Raw genomic sequence first — 18,221 nt, forward strand, 5'->3', positions numbered from 1 at the left:
TAGAAAACAAGAAGCGGCCTCCTATACCGGCAGATTATCAGCTGTCCGGGAGGCCGCTTCCTCTATTATTAGCTTAATAATCGCCTATACTCTATACCCAATAACATCATGCTCAACCTGAGCAATGGTATCAGCAGGGATATCCTCAACTGCCATGCGGTATATGATATTGAGCCGCGGGTTATAAAGCCCGAGGTACTTTACTTCCTGATACTCGGGATGTATGGAATGCAGCTCCATACGCCAGTACATGAGCAGCTGCAGAGTTTGCGTATTCTGGATCTTTTTCTTTGCAACTTTGAAATCCCATAGCGTATCTTTGGTGAGGAAGTCGCCATCGCCAGTACTGACGTAACCTGTGTAGCCTCCTTCAAAAGTGAGTCCGTCTAAGATTTTTGGCCCGTACTCTTTGAAGAAGCTGCAGGATCGTTCAACCATTGTACGGATATTGGCAATTGTGGGAGCGTCAGGTTCAATGCTTTCTACCGGACGATATCGCTCAACTCCTACACGTTTGCAGACATCAAAACCTGTAAGTTTTACTGCTGCCGTGATTGAATCGGTATCCAGACCCTTGACCTTAGCCAGGAGTGATTCACAGAGTCTCATCTCCCCAATTTCTCTCGCGCCGAGAATGGAGATCCGGAAGCTGTCTTCTGCCGGTGAACCTGTCATAAAGCGTGTCAGATAGTCAACAGCTGTTCCGACAAGGCCGGGGCCTACATTCTCCTCAGGATTAAGATCTTCAATACCGCCGCCTTCAAGTTGTGTTGGCATAAATTCTTTAGTATTGATGTATCCGCCGTATGGTTGTTTGATTTTCTTGATACGTTCTGTAACAGAAAGCATGCATCCGTTAGAGCGGATATCGGCTTTTGAAATTTCTCCGCTGCGGACTTTTTCCACCATCTCTGCTGGAGTCATAGGTATTCCCTTCTATTGAATTTTAGTATTTAGTTGATTTATGGCTTGATCGTACAGGCGATTCGTTGCCGCTTAAATTCTAATAGGGGGGGGATTTCTAAGATCAACAATTTAGTATTCGTGTTTCTTTCAATTATAGATAATCGAATGTTACGGCTATTTGAATTAGCGTTAATTGAGTATGCTTATAGTTGCTGATACTGCCGAAACAGGAGTTTCGGCAGCGTTCTATTACTGTTTCTTATTTTAATCTTCGTGGAGCTGAGGAGAGTCGAACTCCCGACCTCTTCGATGCGAACGAAGCGCGCTACCAACTGCGCTACAGCCCCATTGGATCCGCCGGTACCAGCATGCCGCTGGTCAGTGCCGTGCTGCCATATGCTGCGGTTACGCTGCCCCGGCAACATTCCATACTATACTCGGTGCTCTGGTCCCAGATATGGGGCGAGTGTTATTCACCGGCGCCGGTACCGGCAGAAAGCCCCTCCGCACCAGATTCCGCTGCCGCTTCCTTTTTAGTTTTGCTCTTGATCAGTTTTACTTTGATGAGCCCAACGAAAGTTGGGATGAGGGAGATGAGCAGTATCCCTACTATCACAAGCTCAAAGTGTTTCTGCACTGCGGGGATGCCGCCGAAGAAGTATCCGAGCAGGGTGAACAGCGAGCCCCAGACCAGCCCCCCAAGTACGCTGAACGGCGCGAACCGGTGCCATTTCATGCCCGTAATGCCGGCGAAGAACGGCATAAAAGTACGGATAAAGGGGAAGAAACGCCCGAGGAATACCGCAAGCGGACCCCACTTGTCTATCATCCCCTCGGTTTTGGCGATCCTTTCCGGTGTCAGCGACTTGACTTTGCCGGATTCGACGATCCGCCGGCCGAAGAAATGGCCGATAAAGTAGTTGCACTGATCTCCCAGGATCGGCGCAGCAAGCAGGATGGGCAGCAGCACAGGAAGGGTAATGGGGTATTTCGAGTCGGCGGCAAAATACCCTGCGGCAAACAGTAGGGAATCCCCGGGGAGGAAGGGCATAAACACTACGCCGGTCTCAATGAAGATTATCAGGAAGATAATAGCGTAAGTAGGCCCGAGGCCAAGCATCGTGATCAATCCGGCGATTGCGGTGCGCGGATCTCTGAGAAGCTGCACAAAAAAGTTAATAACGTTCACTGGAACTCCCTTATTGGTATCCGTGCCCTGGCTCCCGTGAGGAGCCTGTACGATCAGAAACTATATAAGCATACACGATACGCCTGTAACGCCGTCTTTCAGGGCTAAATCTAAACCAGATACTAACAATTACGGATATTAGCAGCGCCGATACGAAAGCCGGCAATCGGCAGTAGCCTGGTTCCGGCACTTAGATCCAGCTGTACAGCCACATATGTGCCGCCCAAAGCCCGCGGGGGAGCGGTATCCCTGTCCAGAGCGGGAAGAAGAAAACTGATGTCAGCACTATGGCGGCCACGCCTATGCCTACAATCGCATGGTATGCCCGCTTTTTAAGCTGGGCTTTGAGCCAGCTTGCCATATATATCACAGACAGGATCACCCAGGGGAGAAGCACTATCGCGTAAAAATTGAATGTTGTGCGATTCAGGTACTGCAGCCACGGAAGCCATCCTCCGAGCCAGCCCGCAAATACAGCCCACACCCGCCAGTCTCCGCGCCGGCTTGCAAAATGAACAAGGGCTATGATAATGACCAGGAGCGCGCACAGCGTCCCGATCCACCACAGCAGGGGATTTCCTAAAGCTGTAACATTGCTGTAACAGGGCGATCCGGGGGATATCGCGCACAGCCCGGTCCCTTTTGCTGATTCTGACAGCCAGAAGTTCGTCGGGCGGATCTGCAGCGGCCACATCCATGCATTCGCCATATATGGATGCGGTTCGCTCAGGTTAACATGGAACTGCCACATCTGGCGGTGGTATTCAACGAACGACCGCAGTGTTTCAGGGAGCCATGTGATCCCTTCCCCGGGATGCGCCGCCGCCCAGTTGTGCATATAGGAATCCGGATGAATGAACCAGCCGGCCCATGTCGCACAGTATGACAGCGTTGCCGTGGGTACCATATACAGTGCTGCGGGCAGGCCGTCGCGGATAACAGCGCTTGCGAACCAGAAGCGGTATCCGAGCGTATGCCTGTTATATGCATCCCATAGTACGGAGATAAGGGCGAAAACAGCAAAGAAATATATTCCAGACCATTTGATCCCGCAGCTCAGCCCAAGCAATACGGCAGCTGCGAGGCGCCACCATGAGAAGAATACGGATGGTCCGGCTAGGTTTCTTGAGTTTTGAGGAGTCTGCGGCGAAACGTGATGGGCATCGGCATACGCGGTGAGTTTTGCGAGTGCCCATTCGCGGTGATTGAGCAGGCAGAGGAAGGCTCCAAGTACCAGGCTCATAATGAAGATATCAAGGATTCCGGTGCGGCTCATAACTATTCCGAGGCCGTCAATACTCATGAGTATCCCGGCAAGCGCTGCCAGCGGAAGGTTACGGAACAGTTTAAGCGCTATGCGGCATATGAGGAGGATGCCTATAGTGCCTGCTGCCGCGGTGGCTACCCTCCATGCGGCAATGTTTCCGGCGCCGCCAAAAAGTTTGAGCCCCAGGGCTATGAACCATTTCCCCAGGGGAGGGTGGACCACGTTCTCCGCCTGGGGCAGCCAGTTATCGGTCTGCCCTGCTGCGAACAAAGCATTAACAGCTGTCCCGTGTATGGTTTTCGGCCAGTCCCGCGCTTCTCCCGTCATAAGCATGGTCCAGGCGTCCTTAACGTAATATGTTTCGTCAAAAACCAGGCCTTTAGGGCTGCCGAGCCGTATAAACCGCAGAAGGCCGCCAAAAATAGTGACTGTAAGCGTGACTATCCAGCCCATCGCCTGCCGCCCGCGGCTAGTATGCGTGTAAGCCTGCAGCTGGCTCCATCCGGGCAGCAGTTTCCGATGATGGCTGGGGACCAGAGCTATACGGGAACCGCCGGTACTGCTGCCGTGCAGTACGCGCATGCGGGATTTTGTGCGTATACCGGGGTGGTACCGCCGGCCGCATGTACCGGCTGCGGGCCCTGCGCTGCCGGCCCCGTCAATATTATTGCTGCTGCTCTCGTCTGGTTCCATAGTTTAAGATACCGTGTCTGGCTTGTGATGTGTTCTCAGCCCTATTATATCTGCTGTGTCCAACACGCGGCATGCTTGCCGATCCGCAGTACGGTGTGTCCCGGCTGATTTTTATCCACGGGTTTTGTAAAACTGTTTTTAGTATTAATGATATTAATTCTCAATATATAATTATTGAGGATGGATTGTGCAGGAAATTGGGCGGAAAGGCAGATAGGTACCGGTAAATACCGGCAGATTTCAGCAAAGGCTGAAAGGCGGCAGCTGATATCAGCAGGCAGTGGAACGGATGCAGGAAAGCATCAAAAGCAATATCAGAAAAGGATATAGGATGGCGTCAGAACAGACGGAAGGGAAGGGGGTCCTGCAAACAGGAACAGCAGTGCGGAAAGCAAGCAGGGCAACAGGCGGAAAAGGAAGGTCCTGCTTATTGTGGTCCCTCTGCTTTTAGCGCTTGCGGCAGCCGCAGGGCTTGCTGTAGCATACCGGATCGGTATGCGGCAGCACAATGGGCCGCAGGGTACGCAGACATCCCGCATAGCGCGCGGCAGCCATAGCGCACGCGGTGATAACTCCAATCCTTCTGCTTCGCCCGGTACTGACGGGCGGGAAGGCAGCGATGCCGGCAGCTCCGGACGTGTAAACAGCAGCGGCAAAGGTACCGGCAGCGATGCCGGCGGCGATAACAGTATCGAGGATTTCCCCGGCACGGATGTGTACAAGCCGTATATCCCTTCAAACAGTCCCCGCGCGCCGAAGGATGCTGAACGCGGGCAGGGTGCCGGCAGCACTGCAGCCTCCGACGCAGGCCCCTCCTCTGCGGCAGGCAGAAAGCCCCGGTACGGCAGCTACGTTAAACTGACCTTTGTTGATCAAGCTGAACGGAATGGGAAAACCCTGCCGAAGGTCGTTAACGGCGAACTTACGGTCAGCAAGGACGATGTCCCGAATGCATACGGTATCGACACAGAGATCTTCGTGAACCGTAACGGATTCCGCAACACAGAGATCCGGGTAAAAGTGCCTTTCTATGCTGAGGCAAGCCATGTCCATGTTTCGGCACAGGATTATCTGAGCAACACTGCCGCGCAGGTAGCGCTGACCGGTGCTTCAAGCGATATCCATCAGATCACTTTCGCCGACTACCTGAGCCAGCTCAAGCCCCATGGTGCGCAGATATCAGTCAACGGGACAGAGGTAAATAGCCCTGTTACCGCTGTCGATACTAAAAAAGCTGAGGTAACGGTAAAGCTGCCTGGGAACAGGCATATTTCGGATCTGTATATGCAGGTGCGCGGCGCAAAAGAATATATCCTGCGCAACAGTACCTTGGATGATAGCAATGCGCAAAAATATAAGTTTGCTTACGACAGCGGCACAAATACACTGAGATTCTCTGTTGACCCTCTTGACCGTGACTGCGACATACATACGGCTGTCAAAGACGGTGCTATGCCTGACCTGAAGAAAGCAGATATCTCTGTAGGGTTCGGCAGGGATCATCATGCCAGGTTCAGAGAGCTGCGGGTCGATAATACGAAGCAGGCGGTGGATGCCGGGAATTCGGTGAAGCTGAAACCCGGAAAGCACGTGTTTACTTTGTATTTCCGTGAACCTTTCCGCGGGAAGATCAAGGAAGTTGTCGTTACCGACCGTGAGCATCGTACAAACCTTGTCCGCAGAGGGGCGCTGTTTGATGTCGAGGAACAGAAAAACGGATATTACTATTATCTTGGGGCGCTCCTGATAGGGACTGAGCTTCAGTCTGATTCCACGATTGACATCGTGTATGAAGACGGGCCGGATTCTCCGGCGCAGGGCCGCGGGCAGGACGGTCTGCAGGGGGATCAGGATGCTTCCGGCCGCGATAAACGGGAGGAGAGGCCCAGTCCCGGCCCCAACTCTTCAGATACCGGCTCCGCTGACCCTGACGCTATGAAGGAAACCAACAACCTTAAGGATAAATATCCGGCAGTATTCCTCGAAAGCCCAGGCCTTCTGGCGGTCAACTCCGGTATGACGACTGAGGGCGACATGCTTGACGTGACCGGATTCATCGGGTATGTCAAAGATGATGACGAGATCAAAGATATCAATGTCTATCTTGTGGATAACCGGGGAAACATGGTCTCAGACCCGGTCCATCTGACAAAAAATGATGTGACGAAGAAAGCCATCAGCCGAAGGGCCGGCAGCGCGGCTTACTCGGGTAATGCTTACCTGTTCAGTACCAGGCTGAAAATGACGGCATTCAATATCAATGTCAAAGTTGAAGTTACGACCAGGAAAGGTGAAACTGCAAGCATCGTCCGGCGTACGTTCTTCGACAAACTGGCTCCGGAAGTGGAATATGAAGTCCATGACCGCGCACCTGATTCTGATTCCGTGCGCCTGACCGTCAGGTCAACTGACAACTCCCTTAAACTGGGTCTGTATCAGGACGATTCCCTGATCGTAGATGAGGATAAGACCGTTATTTCGTTTGCGGATGGCGGGGTAGAAGTGGTGAAGGAAATTGTTGTGCCGCTGAAGGCGGGGCAGAATACCATCACCCTTAAAGCAACCGACCTGGCGAATAATCAGACGGTTAAGCGGCTTTATGTCTATCGTACAGGCGAGTAACTAATCCATATAGGTATTAGGGATAAAGTATAGGAAAGAATGTCAGTAATACGTACTATCACTTTTACTTTATGTGCAAGACGACTAACGATTAATAGCGGATTGAAATGTTTCACTCTTTATCATCTAGCACGGCAAGGATCATAATTATTTTTGCGGCATCTTGAGCATCCAGATATGGTAATGATACTTCGTCAGTTGTTGCAGTTAGTTTCACTTTCTCGTGGTGGAATAATCGAGAAACCGGACTGGAAGTTTTTGTAATAAGCATTATTCGTTTTAATAGTCTGATTAGCTAAGGTATCTTTAGTATTTAGTAACGAATTTGTCATTTTGCATATCTTGGTATGAAAGAAATCGCTGCATAGAACATCACTTATTTAAATAGTCAAAATAAATTGACTCTAAAGAATCGTGCTGCGGCGCTAGAAAATCAAGTGTCGTCTTGGACTCTACTGCGTACTGGAATAACTCTCTTGTTGAAATATTCAATGCGATGTATTTATTTTTATGAGTATTATCAGTAACATGTGACACAGATATCCCATGGTAATTGAGTGAGTCTAATAGGCTTGTTGAATTATCTGGTATACCAAAGACCACAGCATTTTTTTGATACTGAAGATTCTCAAGAGAATCATAAACTTGGATCTTTCCATGGTTAAGTATTGCTACATGTGTGGCGGTCAGCTCCACTTCACTCATAAGGTGTGATGACAATAATACGCTTTTGCCTTCTTGAGCAAAATTAGTTAATTTCTTGCGCATCCATGCGACTCCGTTCGCATCAAGTCCATTTATTGGTTCGTCAAGTATGAGCATTTCCGGGTTACCGATTAAAGCTACACCTAGAGCAAGGCGTTGTTTCATGCCGAGGGATAAATCATCTACACGTTTATTCGCACTAGCCTCTAATGAAATCTGTTTAAGAATATCTTGTGCAGCATGGTCGGGCGATTGCAGCATAAGCCGATGCGCATGAAGCTCCAGTAATTTTTTACAGGTTAACCTGGTGTCTAACCAAAGTGGGTTAAGCAGTGTACCGATTTTTGTTATCGGAGAGGGAAGTTTGGGATACCTATCATTGTTGAACAGTGCCTCTCCCTCATCTGATGAGGTGAGACCGCAGATAATATTCAAAAGTGTACTTTTCCCTGCTCCATTGGGGCCGAGCAAGCCCACTATCTGTCCTGGCAAAACGTTAAAGGAAATAGAATGAAGTACTATATTAGAGTTATAGGACTTTTTTATGTTTTTAACTTGGAGTTTCATCGCCATGGTTTATATGTCCTTAATCGAATTATTCCCAGTAACTGTATCGCAAAAGACCATATGAACAGCCCAATAACACCCCAATACCAATGCAGTTGTTGTGAAGAAGTTATCCATATAGTTAGGGAAGCTGGAGTATATTGTAGGAAATGCTGTATAAGAAGCGGATTGATAGCTCCAGATAATGCAGCTAAGATAGGCAATCCCCACATGATTCCGAGATATACAAATATTGTTCCTGCGGTTGAAATAATTGTGAACCCGAGTCCTGATCCGATGAGTGAATAAGTAATTGCTAGCAAAAGTATATTTAAGAGGCTAAAAAGCATGTTCTGCAAAGGGACGAAACTTAACTGCAACTTTCCAATTACCACGATAGCTTCGATAATACACCAGTTTATCAAGTAAGCAAGGATGAGAGATGCTACAGAGACTATTGATACGGCGCTGATTCTTCTCAATTGAATTTTGAGTTTATTCGGATTCGCTAGTATGTCAAGCACTATAGTGCCGTGTGAGAAATAACCTGTTATGGCGACTACCGATAGAATTCCTATTAAAAATGGGGTAGTGTCATCTCCAGCGGTAATCGGTATAAGAATACTCGTTCCAGGTTTGCTAGTAAATAGAATCCCCAATCCGAGCGTTAGCTTAAGGCATATAGTAAAAACCGCAATGATCCTAGTTGATTGCAGAGCGAGTAATTCTCTTAGATGAGTTGTCACTGGAATCCCTATATTTATTATTTCTCTATTTATACTGGTTTTTATTATTTTGGTGATGTTTCGAAATTGCTGCGCCAATCAACAGTACGATGGTCCCTATAATTAATGACACAACACCAACTAATATACTTTGGGCAAGGAGTATTTCTGAGTGGGATGCGTTTGTCTCTCGCGTGACATCATCGGTGACTTGGCCTGTTGCATACCACATAAGGAGTCCTGATAATATAGTGAAAACTATCGCTGTAATCCATGCTGGACGAGATTTGAAGTTCATATTAGGCCTTTCTATAATTTAAAACGTAAATGATTAATGTATTATCTATACTAGTATAATTTGTAAACAGCTATTAATATATCAATATTCAAGACGGCCTACTTTACTCTTACCGTAAAAACACCATCCAGAGAATGTGTATAAAAACAATCTGCTACAGCTGTTAGTCAATTTTACTTTAAATGTAATAGCTGTAGCAGATAGAGAATCAAAGTTTATCGGATTCCCAAAAGTCGTTTGATTTGCTTAATGACCCAGTCAATTGCCTGTCCTGCTCCTATCCAGCGAAGAACAGTCCCTCTATGGGCCCAAGCCCACTGTACAGCTCTTGCGCCGTACCTTGCGAGTATGCTTAAGAGTCTGAAAAATGCACCCATTTCTTATATCCTTTCTTAATTTGTCTTACTGGGGCCAGTATCAATACCGGTCCCAGTAAGCATTCTTTCATTGGTAAAGGGATGCTACAAATCATGGCCTAAAAGTTGTAACAAATGTTACATCCGGCAAATATAATATTTTCAGGATTGTTAAGTTAATAATTTTCTCTTTTTAATCGTAATTTAGCTTTGATAAAAGTAAAAGTGTCTGTGCTATATTACTGTGTATCAGTAGTTTGCCTGCAGCCAGCCAGAGTGATAGGTTACTTGTATGACCGAAACAGATGGGCCAAGCATGGATAATAATGCCGAGGCGGCAGATAGCCCTGTTGCCGGCGGGCATAGCCCCGGCAGCGTATCCGGCAAGGCTGGCAGTCCCGGCAAAGTGTTTGAAAAGATGCGCGGCAAAGTAGTGCTTGCTGCTACGCCTATAGGAAACACTGCCGACGCCTCGTACCGGCTTGCAGCCCTTATAGAGAATGCGGATATTATTGCGGCGGAGGACACCCGCAGGCTGTATGATCTGGCTAACCGTATGGGTGTGCACGTTAGCGGGCAGGTTGTTGCATACCATGACCATAACGAGCGCGGCAAGGCAGATCCGCTTCTGGACCGTGTGCAGGAAGGCGCAACCGTACTTGTGGTTTCTGATGCCGGGATGCCCACGATCAACGATCCGGGGCTTGCTATTGTCCGGCGTGCGATAGCCCGCGGCCTTTCTGTTACCTGTGCCCCCGGCCCTTCGGCGGTGCTGGATGCACTGGCGCTGTCAGGGCTGGCCACTGACCGTTTCTGTTATGAAGGCTTTCTGCCCCGCAGGCATAACGAACGGCTGAAAGCACTCCGTGCGCTTAAGGCAGAAACGCGGACGATCGTGTTCTATGAGGCCCCGCACCGCATCCGTGAGTCGATGGATGACCTTTTCAGCGTGTTCGGTCCGGGGCGCTCAATGGCTCTGGCCCGTGAACTGACGAAAGATTATGAGGAAGTCCGCCGCGGTACGATCGCACAGATCCGTCAGACTGTAACGGATGATCCGCCTCGTGGGGAGATAGTCCTGGTCATCGCCGGGGCAAGTGCTGAGGAGGCGGCACAGGTTACCGGGCAGGTTTCGCCGGCTGCGAGTGCTGAGGGCCTCGCACGGGAAGCTGTCCGTTATTCCGAAATGCATAATGTGAAAGTCAAGGATGCTATCGTCCGTATTGTTCAGGAGCATCCCCTCCCGGACGGTTCATTGCCTAACCGGAAAAAAGTGTATGCCGCAGTACTCGCCCTCAAGGATGTGGGAGCAGAAGATACAGGACCAGAGGGCATAAAGGGCGCGTGAGACAAGACAGTCAGGGCTGATCAAGGGAATCAAAGAGGACAGCAAAGCATTCCTTAACATGGGGCCCTCCGCTTTGTGAAATATATTCCAGCAGCTCCGGGGTAGAATTCGGGTTTGCTATAAGCCAGCACCGCAGCTGGGGGATATTGCGTGCTATATACCACAGGATCTCAGCGTCACTGTGTGATACAGCGACATACGGAGTCAGCTTCAGCGGCGGCGGGGGAGGTGCCGGCATCATGCTACTGATTTTGTATTTTCGCATCATAAGAGATGCCTTTCCTGCCTTTCTTGCCGCGCTGGTCTGTGTGGCCGCCGATCTGCGTGGCATTGCCCGATGGGAGATAGCGTTCGCGCTGTGCATCAAGTATTGCCCTGAGCTGCGGATTGCTGAAACAGATAACCCCTTCGTCATGGCCGGGCCATCGGGGGTGGTCCCACAGCATTTTGAGACAGTCAGTATACGTGAAATTGAATATCCCCGCGAGTCTACCGATTGACAGGTATGCTTTTTCCTCGGCTTTTTCACTGATGCTCAGGCAGGCAAGGTCGCACGCGGTCCTCACAGGTGAGGTCAGGCGCTGTGTGCCGAGGTATGACAGATGCTCCTGCGGGATATCCCGGTTGGTGACGCGGATAGCCCGGCCGTATATTGGTGTGCGGAAATGCGACCGCGAGATGATATCAATAGTACGCGGGAAATCACCGCCGACCCATATCCAGGAGGCGACTAACCCGCAGGCAACAGCATTGTAGGGCAGAAGGCTCTGTATGATAGCAGCCCTCCCCTGGGTGCTTGCCGCCTGGACATTGACGAAAAATGAGTGGTTATCCAGCATTGTGATAGCCCCGGTATTGATAAGGCGTCTCAGACCTATGCTTCCGCTTATCTGGTTCGCCCTGAAAATCGGTGTCCTGGAGTAGCTGATTTTTCCGCGGAGTACGTAAAGGGCAGAGTTTTTAGGTTCGCTGAGGCTGCGTGTTATTTCATAGATGTTCTCGGCGAGCGTGAGATCGTCATGGCCGGTGCTGCCTGCAGCCCGGGCCTGCTGCGCAGGGACCCTGCGATTATGCGTATATCCGCCGGCTGCATGGTGCTGTATTCCTGCAGCGGCCAGTCCTGTTCCCATAACGGCTCCTTTATTTTGACATTACAGTTGCCGGCGTTGCACTATCTGTATCTGTATTGCCGGCTTTGGCGCCGGGGCGTTCCCCGGTACAGCGTTTCAGTTTATGCACTTTTTACGGTTATGGGCCGGAGCTTGAGGAAAATGTGGATAATGCGGATAAGTCTGTAAGATTGCAAAATTTTTGTGGACAGAGTGCAGCGGATAAACAGGAGGATATTGGTTATCCTCCTTAACCCACAGTGGATAATATATGATCCGCAGGTATCCATATGGATAACCCGCGGGATAACTTTATATATATTTTTGTCTGCGTTGATAGGGATAATCAGCCTTATGAGTCATGTATTAGTAGCAGTTGCCTGGCCTTATGCGAACGGACCGCGCCATATCGGGCACGTTGCGGGGTTTGGTGTACCGTCAGATGTTTATGCACGGTATGAACGCATGAAGGGCAATGATGTACTGATGGTCTCCGGGACAGATGAGCACGGTACCCCTATTCTGGTGCAGGCAGAGGCTGAAGGCGTATCGCCGCAGGAGCTCGCTGACCGGTATAACCGTGTGATTGCACAGGACCTGTGCGACCTTGGCTTGAGTTATGACCTTTTCACGAGGACTACTACGAAGAACCATGAAAAAGTGGTCCAGTCCATGTTCACCCAGTGCCTTAAAAACGGATACATATATAAAGGTACACAAATGGTCGCTATCTCGCCGTCCAGCGGGCGCACGCTCCCTGACCGTTATATCGAAGGGACCTGCCCCATCTGCGGTTATGACGGTGCACGCGGGGACCAGTGCGATAACTGCGGTAATGGGCTTGATCCCGTTGATCTTATTGACCCGCATTCTAAAATTAATGGGGAGATACCGCGGTTTGAAGAAACTGAGCACTATTTCCTTGACCTTCCGGCATTAGCTGAAGCGAACCTGGCCTGGCTGAAAACCCGCAAAGGCTGGCGCACTAATGTGATCAATTTTTCTATTGGCCTGTTTGATGAGGTCAAGCCCCGTGCAATCACACGTGATATTGACTGGGGTATCCCGGTGCCGGTTGACGGATGGATAGACAATCCCAATAAAAAGCTTTATGTGTGGTTCGATGCTGTTATCGGCTATCTGTCTGCTTCTATTGAATGGGCGCGGCGTAAAGGCGATCCCGGCTTATGGAGCGAATGGTGGAATAATGCCGATTCCCCGGCTTATTACTTCTTAGGCAAGGATAATATTACTTTCCATTCCCAGATATGGCCTTCGGAGATACTCGGGTATAACGGCGAAGGCAGTAAAGGCGGAAGCCGCGGTGATATGGGGAAGCTCAATATGCCCTCCGAAGTCGTGGCGTCTGAGTTCCTGTCCATGGAGGGCAAGAAGTTCAGTTCTTCGCGCGGTATCGTTATTTATGTCAGGGATATCCTTTCGCGGTATCAGGTGGATGCCCTGCGGTACTACATTTCAATAGCCGGTCCGGAGTCGTCTGATTCTGATTTCACATGGGCCGAATTCGTCCGCCATAATAATGAAGAGCTTGTGTCCGGCTGGGGCAATCTGGTCAACCGTGTTGCAGTTCTGCTTTATAAGAATTTTGGCAGGATCCCCCATATCGACCCATCGGATCTGCGCGATATCGATACCGGGATACTGCATACTGCTGCAGATGGCTTTGAGACAGTCGGCAGGCTGCTGGATAACCAGCACCAGAAAGCAGCGCTCTCCGAAGCCATGCGTATCGTTGGAGAGATCAATAGGTATATCTCAGCAACAGAGCCATGGAAAGTCAGGGATGACGAGGTACGCCTCGCAGTTATCCTACATACTGCTGCGCAGGCTGTTATGGATGCCAATACCCTTCTTGCACCGTTCCTCCCGCATTCTGCGCAGAAAGTCTATGAGGCTTTGGGCGGATCAGGCACGTTCTCTGCCCTGCCGCATCTTGAAGAGGTGTCTGACCTGGATGATCCCAATTTCACTTATCCTATAATTACAGGCGATTATAAGCTGGGCGTCAATGTACATCCCTGGGGCAGGGAAGCGATCGTTGACGGAACTGAAATACACAAGCCTGAACCTGTTTTCCAGAAGATACCGGAGGAAGCTGTTGATGAAGAGCTCAGCCGCTTCAACCAGGGCCTTGCTGAACGTCAGGAGAAGGAATCCGCGCGGCTTGAAGCTGAAAAACGGAAACTGAAAACTGCTGAATAATTAGCGGATGAACAGGTTGTGGTTGAATGGCCGGTTGGGCAAACAGCTAAATAGCCGGGCATAAATAGCTGGGCAGCGAGCGGCCAGGCTGCGCGGCATTCACGCGGCATCCGTCCAGTTATTATACCCCGCAGCTCAAAATTCACAGGCTGTTTTAAGGGAAATCAGGGATAAGCATTAAGGTTAGTGCCGTTTAATAATAACTAACAACGTAAAAGTTGGGTAAGAGAATCCTCTCTTAATAATTGAACCTTTCTTCTCTCCTTCTCTCTGATAGCCCGGTTTCACCGGGCTTTTTAATTTTCTGCGATCCTGCCCATCCCATCCCAATTCCGCAGACTCCTGCCTGCTTGAAGCCAGTCCTGTAAGGCCGAGCCTGCGAGCCTGTGTTGAAGCCCGAATCCTCACAGTTCAGGATTCATACGTTTTATGTGGTACTGGTATTTATGTATCAGCGGATCAAACCCATGCTCGCTGAGCACACTGTGCAGCCGGTCAACATCCCAGGGCTTTACAGTAAGCGTATGGGGTTTCGGCAGCAGATGGAGCGTCGTAGTAAAATGCCGCAGGACTGTGTCGGGCCGGGTCTTCAGCTGTTCGTTATAACGGCGGGGGAGGACCGCCCTGCTGCGTGCAAGCCGGTTGATCGCCGTCTGATCGCATAAGAACATCCGTTTTTCAGCGCACAGTTCGCGGCATCCTGCGAATAACCCTGTACTTCGGATTTCGGGCATATTCAGCAGGAGCACACCTGAATTGAGATAATCCCCGGGGATCGTGAACCCGGCTGTCGGCATCAGCCTGCCATAGTGGTCAGGAACCCCCGCAATCTGGACGTTGGAAATATCTGCAGCATAAAGCTCGCCAGGGTCCTTCCGGCATACAACGTCAGTGTCTAAATACAGCATGCGGTCCGGGAGCTCAATGAGATCAGCGTACAGCCGCAGCATACAATACGGAGAAAAACGCGTATCCATATTTGCGTATGGCAGCTGGGTATTGAACTGTACGCTTATATCAATAAGTTTCGCGCTGCCCCCGCATGCGGAATCCTTTATGAGGCTGTCTATATACGATATATCCCTGCTGTCTATGGGCTTCCATACGTGGCCGGGGGTGGTCAGCGACGCTGTAAGCACATAAACGTTAACCGGCCCGCTGGAATGGTCCAGCAACGACAGGACCGAGATGAGCAGCCCATCCCGCATATTGCTGTCTCCGCAGTACAGGATATTCATGATGCAGGATGCACCTTTCTGTAAGCGGCATACTCGTAAGTTGACTCGCTGCTCCTGTCAACCATCGCAGCATATATCTGGTCCCTGAGCTTTTCCGACTTGACGTCCTTCTCTCCGTCCATTTCGGGGAAGAAAGGGCCGTCAATGTAGACGGTGACCTTCGGGCGCTTGAAAAACCGCCTGCGCTGATATGTTACTGTCGAGCAGAAAACCGGTACCCCATACCTGACAGGGTATGCAAAGGATTTGGCGGAAAAAGGCCTGATATGCGTGTAGAAAGGCCACACATGGGCCTCAGGATAGATCGCAATGGCAGTCCCCTCGTCAATCAGGCTGTCCATCCCCTTGTGGAAATCTTCGTGCTGGTCTTGAGTTGTCGGGACGGGGAGCATATTGGCCCATTCGAGGACCTTGCCGATTACGGGGATGCCGAAATTGGCGGGGCTCATCATAGCGGATACTTTGTTCGGATAATTCAGCGTGATAGTCAGCGCTACATCGCCGAAGGGGAGGGTATGGTTGCCGTATATGAAAAGGGATTTTCCGGCCCAGGGGCTTAATGCTTCTTTATTGACGAACCGGACACCCAGCCAGATGTACGTGTAAAACCATGACACGGCAAAAAAAATCGAGTAGGCACACTGGTACATGAAGCGGAACTTCCCGCCTTCCCTGTGCCATACATGGGAATCTTTGATCTTATACTGCTGGTTGGCGGTCTCGACCATATCGTCGGTAATGCTTGTATAAAGGTATTTTTTACGGGGCATTCTATCCCTCGGTTTGCGATGGGGATTGCGGCTGCTGCGGCTGCGGTTCCTGCGGGCTGGATGCATCCTCCTTCTGCCGGGCATTCTCAGGGTGCCAGCCGGCAATATCGGAGACATCAAAGGGGGCATCAAGGGGTTTGCCGTAAATACGTTCGTACGCTGCCTTCCTTTGGGCATCATCGGCCCGGCGCAGGGCCTTGCTCCTTTCGTCAGCCGGCAGGCTGGGATCCGGGTACAAAGTATCAAGGACATGCACTACATAGCGGTTCTTGTTGAATTCAGGGTCAGAAGGCTCCGGTTTCCCTGTATCGATGATCTCTGTGAAAAGCGACACGATAGGGATATTCAGCTGCGCCGCATAGTCGTACACCCCGTGGCGTCCCGGACGCGGCCTGCGGTAGTTGAACCACATCTGCTCCTCAGGATAGATGAGGACAGCCCCTCCGCCGCGGAAGACGCGCATCAGTGCCTCCGGGAAAAGGTTCGACAGATAGTCATGGTCCTTGGCGATGGGGATAGTATCAAAGTATTTGAGGATAAACCCGACCCAGCCCGTCATCCTCAGATTCAGGGCCTGGCTGACTACAAAAGTACGTTTCCATCCCGCGCGGCGCATCGCTTCGCGGATCGCCAGATTCTCAAGAGGATTGAAATGGTTGGCTGTTACAAGTACGCCTTCATGCCTGGAAGCAAGCTCAGACAATTTTTCCAGCCCGTCATATTCTGCAGAGGAGTTGATAATGCGTTCTGCTACCCGCATCGAGGCCCGGGCGAGGCAGTTATTGACCTTGAACCTGAAAGTACGCATGGAATGAAGCTGTCTGACTGACAGATCAAGTTTTTCCTGACGGGTAGCTGTCGGGTCTTCAGTTTCGACGGGTTTATAAGGGGTATTATTTTCGATTGCGTGGCGGATATTTTCTGCGACAGCATGCTTGCTTCCACCAATGATCATGGTTGTACCTCTGTCCCTTAAATCGTGCTATCCTCTGGACAGCTTACCTGCAGGCTACAGAACATTAATTTTACCTAAAGGGTTAGAAACCCGTGTCTGCCCGAAAATCGCATTATGCTCATAGAGATAGCCGGGCATGTGCTGCGCCGGTATTTCGTTATCCGTTAAGACGGGATACCGTCGGTTATCCATAACAGAAATCTTATGCACATGTTAAATATATTGGAGGAATTATGGCCGCCCCGGATGCGCATGACACACCTGTAAAAACATCGAATATCCAGCTTATTGGGAATACCCCGCTTCTCGAATTCACCCATTTTGAATCTGACCTGGATCTTAAGGCTAAGGTTTACGGCAAAGTTGAAGCTTTCAACCTGACCGGTTCCATAAAAGACCGTGCTGCCCTTTATATGATTGAAGCTGCCGAACGTGAGGGGAAGCTCAAACCCGGTTCGACTATCATTGAGCCGACATCGGGCAATACCGGTATTGCCCTTTCGGCAATAGGGAGCGCCAAAGGATACAAGGTCATCCTTGTTATGCCTGACACTATGTCGGTGGAACGGCGCCGCCTGATGAAAGCATACGGTGCTGAGATAGTGCTCACTGATGGGGCAAAAGGTATTTCCGGCTCTATAGAAAAAGCCGGGGAACTCCTTGCAGAGATTGAAAGTTCCTTTATGCCTGACCAGTTCTCAAATGCTGCGAATGCGCAGGCACATTATGAGACGACAGGTCCGGAGATTTGGCGTGATACTGACGGCGATGTTGATGTGCTTGTTTCGGGCGTCGGCACTGGCGGGACGATTACGGGAGCCGGGCGTTATCTTAAGGAACAGGATTCCCATGTGAAAGTGATAGCTGTGGAGCCTAACTCTTCTGCGGTGCTTTCTGGGGATAAGCCGGGGCCCCATAAGATACAGGGTATCGGCACAGGCTTCATCCCAGGCGTCCTGGATACCGCAGTTTATGATGAGATCATCCGCATAACCAATGAAGATGCTTTCGCTACCGGTGCCGCTGTTGCCCGGAAGGAAGGTATCCTGGCCGGCATTTCTTCGGGTGCCGCTGTTTCTGCCGCCCTTCAGATCGCCCAGCGTGAGGAGAATGCGGGCAAGAATATTGTTGTGATCCTTCCGGATTCCGGCGACCGGTACTTGTCTACGCCATTGTTTGCGGCAGAATGATGGAAAATAAAATAATGGAATAAGTACCGTAAGGCAAATGCGGCGAAACGGCAACGTACCTGTTTTCCCGCGTACAGTATA

Annotated in this window: 15 protein-coding genes and 1 tRNA gene; 4 read left to right on the plus strand and 12 right to left on the minus strand. The window is 50.4% G+C overall.

Features of this window, described 5'->3' with window-relative positions:
* Positions 1-84: 84 nt before the first annotated feature.
* From HMPREF9156_RS0106285 to HMPREF9156_RS0106300, 4 genes are all read right to left on the minus strand, one after another.
* Entirely contained in the window at positions 85-924 is an 840-nt protein-coding gene (locus HMPREF9156_RS0106285; protein ID WP_007147932.1) for a hypothetical protein, read from the minus strand.
* Between the two features lie 256 nt (positions 925-1,180).
* Positions 1,181-1,253 (minus strand) — tRNA-Ala (locus HMPREF9156_RS0106290).
* A gap of 122 nt (positions 1,254-1,375) precedes the next feature.
* On the minus strand, positions 1,376-2,095 hold the full coding sequence (locus HMPREF9156_RS0106295; RefSeq protein WP_007147933.1) for a DedA family protein: 720 nt from the start codon (positions 2,093-2,095) through the stop codon (positions 1,376-1,378).
* A gap of 190 nt (positions 2,096-2,285) precedes the next feature.
* The gene (locus tag HMPREF9156_RS0106300; protein ID WP_007147934.1) at positions 2,286-4,055 is read right to left on the minus strand and encodes a dolichyl-phosphate-mannose--protein mannosyltransferase; all 1,770 of its coding nucleotides are present in this window, start codon (positions 4,053-4,055) and stop codon (positions 2,286-2,288) included.
* Positions 4,056-4,487: 432 nt separating this feature from the next.
* On the opposite strand from HMPREF9156_RS0106300, the gene HMPREF9156_RS0106310 reads away from it, so the two are divergent.
* Positions 4,488-6,677 carry a hypothetical protein gene (locus HMPREF9156_RS0106310; RefSeq protein ID WP_007147935.1) on the plus strand — a complete coding sequence of 730 codons (2,190 nt, stop codon included), beginning with the start codon at positions 4,488-4,490 and terminating at the stop codon, positions 6,675-6,677.
* Positions 6,678-7,049: 372 nt separating this feature from the next.
* Here HMPREF9156_RS0106310 and HMPREF9156_RS0106315 read toward each other — a convergent pair whose 3' ends face one another.
* The 3 genes from HMPREF9156_RS0106315 to HMPREF9156_RS0106330 form a co-directional block, all read right to left on the minus strand.
* Entirely contained in the window at positions 7,050-7,955 is a 906-nt protein-coding gene (locus HMPREF9156_RS0106315; RefSeq protein ID WP_007147936.1) for an ABC transporter ATP-binding protein, read from the minus strand.
* A gap of 744 nt (positions 7,956-8,699) precedes the next feature.
* On the minus strand, positions 8,700-8,951 hold the full coding sequence (locus tag HMPREF9156_RS07095) for a hypothetical protein (RefSeq protein ID WP_231198084.1): 252 nt from the start codon (positions 8,949-8,951) through the stop codon (positions 8,700-8,702).
* 215 nt (positions 8,952-9,166) lie between these two features.
* Positions 9,167-9,328: an aureocin A53 family class IId bacteriocin gene (locus HMPREF9156_RS0106330; protein ID WP_017147590.1), complete on the minus strand. Its 162-nt coding sequence runs from the start codon at positions 9,326-9,328 to the stop codon at positions 9,167-9,169.
* A 397-nt stretch (positions 9,329-9,725) separates the two neighbouring features.
* On the opposite strand from HMPREF9156_RS0106330, the gene rsmI reads away from it, so the two are divergent.
* Complete coding sequence (rsmI, locus tag HMPREF9156_RS0106335) at positions 9,726-10,655, plus strand: 16S rRNA (cytidine(1402)-2'-O)-methyltransferase (protein WP_231198101.1); 930 nt, start codon at positions 9,726-9,728, stop codon at positions 10,653-10,655.
* A gap of 10 nt (positions 10,656-10,665) precedes the next feature.
* Here rsmI and HMPREF9156_RS0106340 read toward each other — a convergent pair whose 3' ends face one another.
* Together HMPREF9156_RS0106340 and HMPREF9156_RS0106345 are read right to left on the minus strand one after the other, a co-directional pair.
* On the minus strand, positions 10,666-10,923 hold the full coding sequence (locus tag HMPREF9156_RS0106340; protein ID WP_007147940.1) for a variant leucine-rich repeat-containing protein: 258 nt from the start codon (positions 10,921-10,923) through the stop codon (positions 10,666-10,668).
* Positions 10,898-11,785 carry a hypothetical protein gene (locus tag HMPREF9156_RS0106345; protein ID WP_007147941.1) on the minus strand — a complete coding sequence of 296 codons (888 nt, stop codon included), beginning with the start codon at positions 11,783-11,785 and terminating at the stop codon, positions 10,898-10,900. The genes HMPREF9156_RS0106340 and HMPREF9156_RS0106345 overlap by 26 nt, the downstream gene beginning before the upstream one ends.
* A gap of 333 nt (positions 11,786-12,118) precedes the next feature.
* Here HMPREF9156_RS0106345 and metG point away from each other — a divergent pair, with 333 nt between their 5' ends.
* Positions 12,119-13,987: a methionine--tRNA ligase gene (metG, locus tag HMPREF9156_RS0106350; protein WP_029246406.1), complete on the plus strand. Its 1,869-nt coding sequence runs from the start codon at positions 12,119-12,121 to the stop codon at positions 13,985-13,987.
* 404 nt (positions 13,988-14,391) lie between these two features.
* On the opposite strand, the gene HMPREF9156_RS0106355 is transcribed toward metG, so the two are convergent.
* Genes HMPREF9156_RS0106355 through HMPREF9156_RS0106365 form a run of 3 tightly spaced genes read right to left on the minus strand, consistent with a single transcriptional unit; the run spans position 14,392 to position 16,950 of the window.
* A complete protein-coding gene (locus HMPREF9156_RS0106355) occupies positions 14,392-15,225 on the minus strand; it encodes a glycosyltransferase (protein WP_017147592.1) in 834 nt (277 codons plus the stop codon).
* Positions 15,222-15,995, minus strand: coding sequence for a lysophospholipid acyltransferase family protein (locus tag HMPREF9156_RS0106360; protein ID WP_007147944.1), 774 nt, complete (start codon positions 15,993-15,995; stop codon positions 15,222-15,224). Before HMPREF9156_RS0106360 ends, HMPREF9156_RS0106355 begins: the two co-directional genes overlap by 4 nt.
* A gap of 1 nt (position 15,996) precedes the next feature.
* The gene (locus tag HMPREF9156_RS0106365; RefSeq protein ID WP_007147945.1) at positions 15,997-16,950 is read right to left on the minus strand and encodes a lysophospholipid acyltransferase family protein; all 954 of its coding nucleotides are present in this window, start codon (positions 16,948-16,950) and stop codon (positions 15,997-15,999) included.
* A gap of 233 nt (positions 16,951-17,183) precedes the next feature.
* Between HMPREF9156_RS0106365 and cysK the strand changes: the two genes are divergently transcribed.
* The gene (gene cysK / locus HMPREF9156_RS0106370; RefSeq protein WP_007147946.1) at positions 17,184-18,140 is read left to right on the plus strand and encodes a cysteine synthase A; all 957 of its coding nucleotides are present in this window, start codon (positions 17,184-17,186) and stop codon (positions 18,138-18,140) included.
* The last annotated feature ends 81 nt before the right edge of the window (positions 18,141-18,221 follow it).

It is taken from the genome of Scardovia wiggsiae F0424 (assembly GCF_000269605.1).
GTDB lineage: Bacteria > Actinomycetota > Actinomycetes > Actinomycetales > Bifidobacteriaceae > Scardovia > Scardovia wiggsiae.

Excerpts from the sequence above, each read along its gene's own strand:
- HMPREF9156_RS0106285 (WP_007147932.1), bottom strand. The coding sequence starts at position 924 with ATGACTCCAGCAGAGATGGTGGAAAAAGTCCGCAGCGGAGAAATTTCA.
- HMPREF9156_RS0106300 (WP_007147934.1), bottom strand. The coding sequence starts at position 4,055 with ATGGAACCAGACGAGAGCAGCAGCAATAATATTGACGGGGCCGGCAGC.
- HMPREF9156_RS0106315 (WP_007147936.1), bottom strand. The coding sequence starts at position 7,955 with ATGGCGATGAAACTCCAAGTTAAAAACATAAAAAAGTCCTATAACTCT.
- HMPREF9156_RS07095 (WP_231198084.1), bottom strand. The coding sequence starts at position 8,951 with ATGAACTTCAAATCTCGTCCAGCATGGATTACAGCGATAGTTTTCACT.
- HMPREF9156_RS0106330 (WP_017147590.1), bottom strand. The coding sequence starts at position 9,328 with ATGGGTGCATTTTTCAGACTCTTAAGCATACTCGCAAGGTACGGCGCA.
- rsmI (WP_231198101.1), top strand. The coding sequence starts at position 9,726 with ATGCGCGGCAAAGTAGTGCTTGCTGCTACGCCTATAGGAAACACTGCC.
- HMPREF9156_RS0106340 (WP_007147940.1), bottom strand. The coding sequence starts at position 10,923 with ATGATGCGAAAATACAAAATCAGTAGCATGATGCCGGCACCTCCCCCG.
- HMPREF9156_RS0106345 (WP_007147941.1), bottom strand. The coding sequence starts at position 11,785 with ATGGGAACAGGACTGGCCGCTGCAGGAATACAGCACCATGCAGCCGGC.
- metG (WP_029246406.1), top strand. The coding sequence starts at position 12,119 with ATGAGTCATGTATTAGTAGCAGTTGCCTGGCCTTATGCGAACGGACCG.
- HMPREF9156_RS0106355 (WP_017147592.1), bottom strand. The coding sequence starts at position 15,225 with ATGAATATCCTGTACTGCGGAGACAGCAATATGCGGGATGGGCTGCTC.
- HMPREF9156_RS0106360 (WP_007147944.1), bottom strand. The coding sequence starts at position 15,995 with ATGCCCCGTAAAAAATACCTTTATACAAGCATTACCGACGATATGGTC.
- HMPREF9156_RS0106365 (WP_007147945.1), bottom strand. The coding sequence starts at position 16,950 with ATGATCATTGGTGGAAGCAAGCATGCTGTCGCAGAAAATATCCGCCAC.
- cysK (WP_007147946.1), top strand. The coding sequence starts at position 17,184 with ATGGCCGCCCCGGATGCGCATGACACACCTGTAAAAACATCGAATATC.